Raw genomic sequence first — 6,870 nt, 5'->3', positions numbered from 1 at the left:
CTTCCCGCGAAGCAAGCCGGTTCGGGCGGAATGCTCTGCGCAGAGAATCGTTTGACAAGATGCCCGGCCCGCTCGGGCGACGACGCACGAATGTTTTTCAAGTCGCAAGCAAGCGCGATTACGGCCGTGCTTTGTTTAAGTAGCAGGCACGTTCCACGTGCCGTCCGCCACGAACGATACGGAACGATCGTTGCAGTGCGGCCCCGGATATGCATCCGGGGCTATTGAACGGAGACTGCGTGCGAACGGAGACTGCGTGCGGCGCGATACTGCACTTAGCTTTAACGGCGCACGTGGCTACGGCACGTGGAACGTGCCTGCTACTTTATTCTTCATCCTCCTCGTCATGCCTTACCGTTGCTTGTTCCACGATCGACTTCGCTACATGCCCGGGTACGGTGTCGTATTTGCTGAATTCCATCGTGAAGCTCCCCTGCCCTCCCGTCATGCTCGACAGGCTCCGGGCATACGTCGTCACTTCGGCGAGCGGCACTTCGGCGACGACGCTTTGCATGTTGCCGCCGGCCGATTCCATGCCGGCCAGGCGTCCGCGCCGGCCCGACATATCGCTGCTTACGTCGCCGAGCTTTTCTTGCGGCACGGTGATCGTCAGCTTCACGATCGGCTCCAGCAGGCCGGGCTTCGCTTCGCGGAAGACGTTGCGGAAGGCCATCGCGCCGGCGATCTTGAACGCCGCTTCGCTGCTATCCACCGGATGATGCTTCCCGAAGTAAACTTCGACTGCGACGTTCTTCACTTTGTAGCCCGCGATCACTCCCTTCTCGATCCGTTCGCGGAAGCCCTTCTCGATCGCCGGCAGGAAGTTGTTCGGAATCGTGCCGCCGACGACCGAGTCGATCCAGAGAAAGTTCAACTCCGGATCGTATTTGTATTCGCGCATTTGGGGGAACCGATCCTTCGAGCAGAACTCGGTCGGTTCCGCACCTTCGGGAAACGGATACATCCGGATATGGACTTCGCCGAACTGGCCGCGTCCGCCCGACTGTTTCTTGTGGCGGTAGCTTCCTTCGCCGGTGCCGATGATCGTCTCGCGATACGGGATCTTCGGCTCATGCGTTTCGACGTCGACCTTGTCGCGCTTCTTGATCTTCTCTTGCACGAGTTGCAGATGCAGCTCGCTCATGCCGTTCATCACGAGCTCGTGCGTCTGCGGATCGCGCTCGAGGCGGAGCGTCGGCTCTTCTTCGATCAGCTTGTGAAGCACGCCGGAGAGCTTCGTCTCGTCGTTGCGGCTCTTCGGCGTCACGGCGAGGCCGACCATCGGTGTCGGAAAATGAATCGGCTCCATCGCCAGGTCGCCCAAGGTCGAGCCGGTGTGCAGGTCTTCGGTTTTTGCGACGGCGATGATCTCGCCCGGCCCGGCGCTGTCGATCGTTTCCGTTTGGCCGGCTTGGATGCGCAGGAGTTGATGAAGCTTCAGCCCTTTCCGCTGGCCCGAGATGTGAACCGTATCGTCTTTCCGCACGGTGCCGGAATAGATCCGCATCACGCTCAGCTTCTGCACGTACGGATCGATTCGGGTCTTGAACACCTGCGCGACGAACGGCCCGTCGGGATCGGCCTTCACTTCCACCAGCGTGCCGTCTTCCTTCGTCGCCAAGTGGGGCAAGAGATTCGGCGGCAACGCGGCCAGCGCGAGCGCGTCGAGCAGTTCCGGCACGCCGACGCCGGTCTTGGCCGACGTGCAGAGCACCGGCACCAAGTGCCCGACGGCGACCGCTTCGACGATCAGCCGCGCGATCTCGCCGGCGGTCGGCTGCTTGCCGTCGAAGTAGCGCGAGGTCACTTCGTCGTCGAGCTCGATAATCGATTCGATGAGCCGGACGGAATGCTCGGCGATGTCGACGACGGCGCTCTGGGCATGCGAGGCCGAGCCGTTCGCGGCGACGTCGGCCCGCTTCAACAAGTCGGCGACTCCGCGAAACGCCGGCCCGACGCCGAGCGGCACGTTGAGCAACAGGCATTCGCGGCCGAAGGTTTCCACGATCGAGCTAAGCAGCGCCGGGAAGTCGATGTTGTCGGTGTCGAGCTTGTTGACGACGATGAGCCGGCCGAGCCCGCGCTTGCCCGCTTCGGAGAAGGTGCGCCGCGTGTTCACTTCGAGGCCGCTATGGGCGTTGACCACGATCACGGCCGTGTCGACGCCGTGCAACGCGCCGATCGTTTGACCGATGAAGTCGGGATAGCCCGGCGTGTCGAGCACCTGGAAGAATTTGTCGCCGTGGTCGAAGTGGGCGACGTGGCTTTCGATCGAATGATGATGGGCTCGTTCGAGTTCGTCCGTGTCGACGATCGCCGTTCCATCATCGCCGGGGACCGGTTTCACGGCTCCGGTCTTCAACAACAGTTGCTCGATGAGCGATGTTTTTCCGGCGGCTCCATGGCCGCAAACCGCAATGCTTCGAATGTTCTCGACGTTGGGATGCGACATGGACAGTTCCTTTCAAGAAGGAACCGGAGTCTACGGCATCGCAGAACTTTGCGAGGCCGCGATCGCCTCCGGTAGGGTTAGACGATTCTCGTAAAGAGCCCGTCCGATGATGCAACCGGCGACGCCGGTTTCGGTCAGACGAGCGACATCGGCAGCCGAACTCACTCCACCCGATGCGATGACCGGAAGAGAAACAGCGGCCGCCATCTCGCTCATCGCGGCGAGGTTCGGGCCTTGCAACATGCCGTCGGTCGCGATGTCGGTATAGATCAGCGCGGCGATCGGCTCGTCGGAGAACTGGCGGGCCATCGCAATCGCCGAAACATCACTCGTCTCAAGCCAACCATGCGTCGCAACCATGCCGCTGCGGGCATCGATGCCGAGCGCCAAACGATTCGGAAATTTATGACACATCTCACGAAACCAATCGGGCTCGCGGAGCGCCTTCGTGCCGACGACGACGCGCGACAAGCCGGCTTCGAGCAACGTCCGGATCGCGGCTTCGTCGCGCACGCCGCCGCCGAGCTCGCAGGGGATGTCGACCGCATGCACGATGGCCCGGACGACGTCGAGGTTGACGAGCTTCCCGTCGCGAGCGCCGTCGAGATCGACCAAGTGCAGACACCGGCCTCCTTGTGCGACGAAGTCGCGCGCGACGGCGACCGGATCGTCGGCGAAGACGGTCTCGCGGTTGTAGTCTCCCTGTTGAAGGCGGACGCATTGCCCACCTCGCAAATCGATCGCCGGCCAGATTTCCATTACGAACGGTTTCCTAAAAAACAAACTGACGGGAACGATGGAAACTATGACACGCCGCCGGCGTGAACGCAAGAATCGTGAAGAAAGGTGCTAAGTATGCGACAAAGTAGCAGGCACGTTCCACGTGCCGTCCGCCACGACGACTACGGCGGCTCGATACGGCTTCTTTCGGCTGCGGTGCTTGTGGTTACGGCACGTGGAACGTGCCTACTACGTTGCTTAAAGCTCAGCGAAGTTCTTCAGCACCGTGAGGCCGTCGCGTTGGCTCTTTTCGGGATGGAACTGGCTCGCGTAGAGGTTGCCGCGGCGGACGAGCGACGTGAACGGCCGGTGGTAGTTCGTCTCGCCGGCGACGACTTCCGGATCGCCGGGGACCACGAAATAAGAATGGACGAAGTAGAAGTACGGTTCGGCCGAAAGGCCGACGGTGAGCGGAGACTCGCGGCGGACGTCGAGCTTGTTCCAGCCCATGTGCGGCACTTTGAACTCGCGCGGAAGATCGAAGCGGACGACTTCCCCTGGGAGGATGCCGAGTCCTTCGTGCCGGCGGGCCTGTTCGCCGACGTTGATATCCTCGCAGCCTTCGGTGCCGGTCTCGAAGAGCAACTGCAGCCCGAGGCAAACTCCGAGGAACGGCTTCTCGGCGTCGATCGCTTCGCGGATCGGGTCGATGAGCCGGCGCGTGTGGAGCTCGGTCATCGCATCGGGAAACGCCCCAACGCCCGGCAGCACGACCTTCGTCGCGCGGCGGATCTCGGCGGGGTCGCTCGATATCTTGGCCTCGAAGCCGACCTTCTCGAACCCCTTCTGCACGCTCCGGAGATTCCCCATGCCGTAGTCGACGATCAGGATCATTGCGGAGGAGAGGGGTCAGGGGTCGGAGGTCAGGGGCCAGTGGGAAGAGCCATCTTAGATAGCGACACTCCGGCTCGCAATCGGGTTCGGAGAGCGGGAAGTCCGCAGATCGTCGCACGATGCCTCGCGCACGAAAAAAGCCGCCCGAAGGCGGCTTTCATTCTGGAATCGCACATGCAATCGATCAAGTCGAACTCATGCCCCTACTTTTTAGAGGTCAGGTAACTGTATCCATGAATCACGGCCGCGCAGAGCAAACCCGAGCCGATGGCAAAGGCAGCGATCGGCAGTGGGCTCTTGGATGTGAAAATAACCTTTCCCGTAAAGGCAAGAATGAGCGCCGGAGCAATGAGATAAGCGGACCAAATTGGGAGATTCATCGACGCTTCACTTTTGACGTTTCTGGTGACAACCTATCTACTTCCCGCCTTCTCCGGATAGATCACCAGCTCTACGCGCAGGTTCCGTTCTCTTCCGGCCGGCGTGGCGTTCGAGGCTGCGGGGTGGTTCGCACCGTGGCCGACGATGAACAACTGGCCCGCCGACGTTTGCCCTCGGGCCGTCAGTTGGTCGTAGACGGCCATCGCCATGCCGGTCGAGAGTTGATGCTGGCTGGCCCAACGTCCGACGGGAACCGGATCGTTCGACGTGTGCCCTTCGACGCCGATGATCTGCTCCGGATAAGTCCGCAAGACTTGGATCATTACGTCGTCGATCAGCCGCGAGCCTTCGGGCTGCAAGCGGGCGGTGCCGGGCTCGAAGATGCGGTTGCCCGGCAGCTCGACGCGCACGACATCGCCGTCTTGCCGGACTTCAACCCCTTGAATCTTGATCGGCGGGAGCGTGTTCTTCAGGCTGCTATTAGCGCGGATCATCGCGCCGGTTTGCTTCTTCACCGAGGCTTCGAGCGCGTCGGTCTTCTTCGTGTATTGATCGATGTCGGTCTTCGACTTCGCAAGTTGCGTCGTCGCGGTGCTCAGCTGATCGCGCATCGCGCCGACTTGATCTTCCAAGATCCGCTTTTGTTGCCGCTCTTGCGCCAGCAGCGTTTCGAGCTCTTGATTGTTCCGGTCGAGCGAATCGGCGCGGGTCTTCATTTCGTCGGCGCGCGAAGCGAGCGACGTTTGATTCTGCTCGAGCGATTGCACTTTGCCTTGCAACGCATACGGATTCTGAGCGCAGCCCGCCGTGAGCGCGAGCAAAGCCGGAAGCAACCCACCGACGACCGATGCACGCCGCATGGCCGAGTCTCCCCTGAAAGTATGAAACGATTTCGCGCGACGACGACGATCGTCGTTCCGCGGGCCTTTTAATTATGACCGCGGATTAGCGCTCGTTCGTTTCAAGGGGGCGAATGGTAACGAGTTACGCTTAGGCAAGCAATGCGGGCCTCGATCTCCGCTCGGAGGGCTGCGACCGTACGCTTCACGACGGTTCGGTAAAATGGGGAGTTTTGGGGCGAATGTAATGAGCGTTTTTGATTTACCCCTTAATCGGCGGGCGCCGGCCGAAATCCTAACAAAGAGGAGGTTGCGCTCGGCATATTCTGCCGGCGTTGCCACCGAGCTTGGATCATCGGACGAGTCCGGCTCGCAAAGAATGGTTGATGAGCTCCTTCGCCACGGCGAAGTGCGGGCCCGTCCAACCGTTACGTCCTCGGTTCCGTTTAATGGATTATAAGGAGACAGGCGGATGAAAGTATCTTTGCGTTCCCTCTTATGCACCGTCGGCATGCTGCTGGCGGGCATCAACGTCGCCCAAGCCGAAGAAGTGCGGCTCGCCCCGACGTTTACGGCCTTCGAAGCTCCGGCGCGCGATGAAATCGTGCTGACCTCGCACGATTGCTCGGCCGACAACCTCGGCAGCTGCGAGAAGTCGTGCGCTCCGCAACGCCATGTCGGTCGCGATTTCTTCGTTTGTAAAGATCGCTGTGCGGGAATCATCGCGGGAACCGAAACCGTGTTCCTCCGCCCGTATGCTTCCGGCGGAAACTTGGATAATGGTCCTGGCTCCGCGCAGATGAATTTCAATCCTTCGCAACGCTATTGGCTCGGCTATCAAAGTGCCGACGGACTCGGCGCGCGGATCCGCTATTGGGAGTTCGATCGTGGTGCGACTTCCGGCGGTGTCGTCGGTGGCGCCGGTCCGACCGGCTTAGGCGTCGAGTTCCGCAACCTCGACGTGGAAATGACGCAAGCGGTCGATTTCAAGCGTTGGAATCTCTTATTTTCCGGTGGCTTGCGCTATCAGGAAATGGGTTTCAATACTGCAACTACGACTAATATCTTTGATGTTGGCTTCGACGGCGTCGGTCTCACCTTTGCCGGACAGGCTTCGCGTGACCTGAACTCCAGCGGGAGTTTGCGGATGACGATGGGAGGCCGTTGGTCCGCCATCTATGGAAACACGAAGGTCGCATTTACTACCATTGGTTTCCCTGCTTTTCCGGTTGCAGCCAACGACGACTTAGTTAACGTGCTCGAACTCAATATCGGCCCGCAATATCGTCGCTTGTTGTCCAACGGTTCGTACCTGACAGCGGGCGTTGGGGTCGAAGCGCAACACTACTCGAATAGCACGTTCGGGGACATCGGCTTCGTCGGTTTCGGCACGAGCATTGGGATCACGCGGTAACATTCGATCTCTCGACGTGACCGCCATCACGCCGGTCTTCGTTGTGGATCGTTGAATCTTAGGAGAGGCCTTTCGGAACGTGGATTCCGGAAGGCCTCTCTTTTTTTATCGTTGTAGGCGCGTGCCGCGTGCCGCGACCGGATTGCTTAAATCACAGAGCTTCGTAACAC

General features: G+C 60.4%; 5 protein-coding genes. 1 reads left to right on the top strand and 4 read right to left on the bottom strand.

The features are described from left to right. Positions 1 to 325 precede the first annotated feature (325 nt). From K8U03_07955 to K8U03_07940, 4 genes are all read right to left on the bottom strand, one after another. A complete protein-coding gene (locus K8U03_07955; protein MCE9604819.1) occupies positions 326 to 2,452 on the bottom strand; it encodes an elongation factor G in 2,127 nt (708 codons plus the stop codon). Between the two features lie 30 nt (positions 2,453 to 2,482). After that, a complete protein-coding gene (gene hisA, locus K8U03_07950) occupies positions 2,483 to 3,211 on the bottom strand; it encodes a 1-(5-phosphoribosyl)-5-[(5-phosphoribosylamino)methylideneamino]imidazole-4-carboxamide isomerase (GenBank protein ID MCE9604818.1) in 729 nt (242 codons plus the stop codon). 219 nt (positions 3,212 to 3,430) lie between these two features. Next, entirely contained in the window at positions 3,431 to 4,066 is a 636-nt protein-coding gene (gene hisH, locus K8U03_07945; protein MCE9604817.1) for an imidazole glycerol phosphate synthase subunit HisH, read from the bottom strand. A 413-nt stretch (positions 4,067 to 4,479) separates the two neighbouring features. Further along, complete coding sequence (locus K8U03_07940; protein ID MCE9604816.1) at positions 4,480 to 5,307, bottom strand: OmpA family protein; 828 nt, start codon at positions 5,305 to 5,307, stop codon at positions 4,480 to 4,482. Between the two features lie 451 nt (positions 5,308 to 5,758). Here K8U03_07940 and K8U03_07935 point away from each other — a divergent pair, with 451 nt between their 5' ends. After that, positions 5,759 to 6,700: a hypothetical protein gene (locus K8U03_07935; GenBank protein MCE9604815.1), complete on the top strand. Its 942-nt coding sequence runs from the start codon at positions 5,759 to 5,761 to the stop codon at positions 6,698 to 6,700. Positions 6,701 to 6,870 lie beyond the last annotated feature (170 nt).

Source organism: Planctomycetia bacterium (genome assembly GCA_021413845.1).
GTDB lineage: Bacteria > Planctomycetota > Planctomycetia > Pirellulales > PNKZ01 > PNKZ01.
The sequence above is the reverse complement of the archived record's forward strand: the minus strand, read 5'-3'. Positions and strand labels throughout refer to the sequence as shown.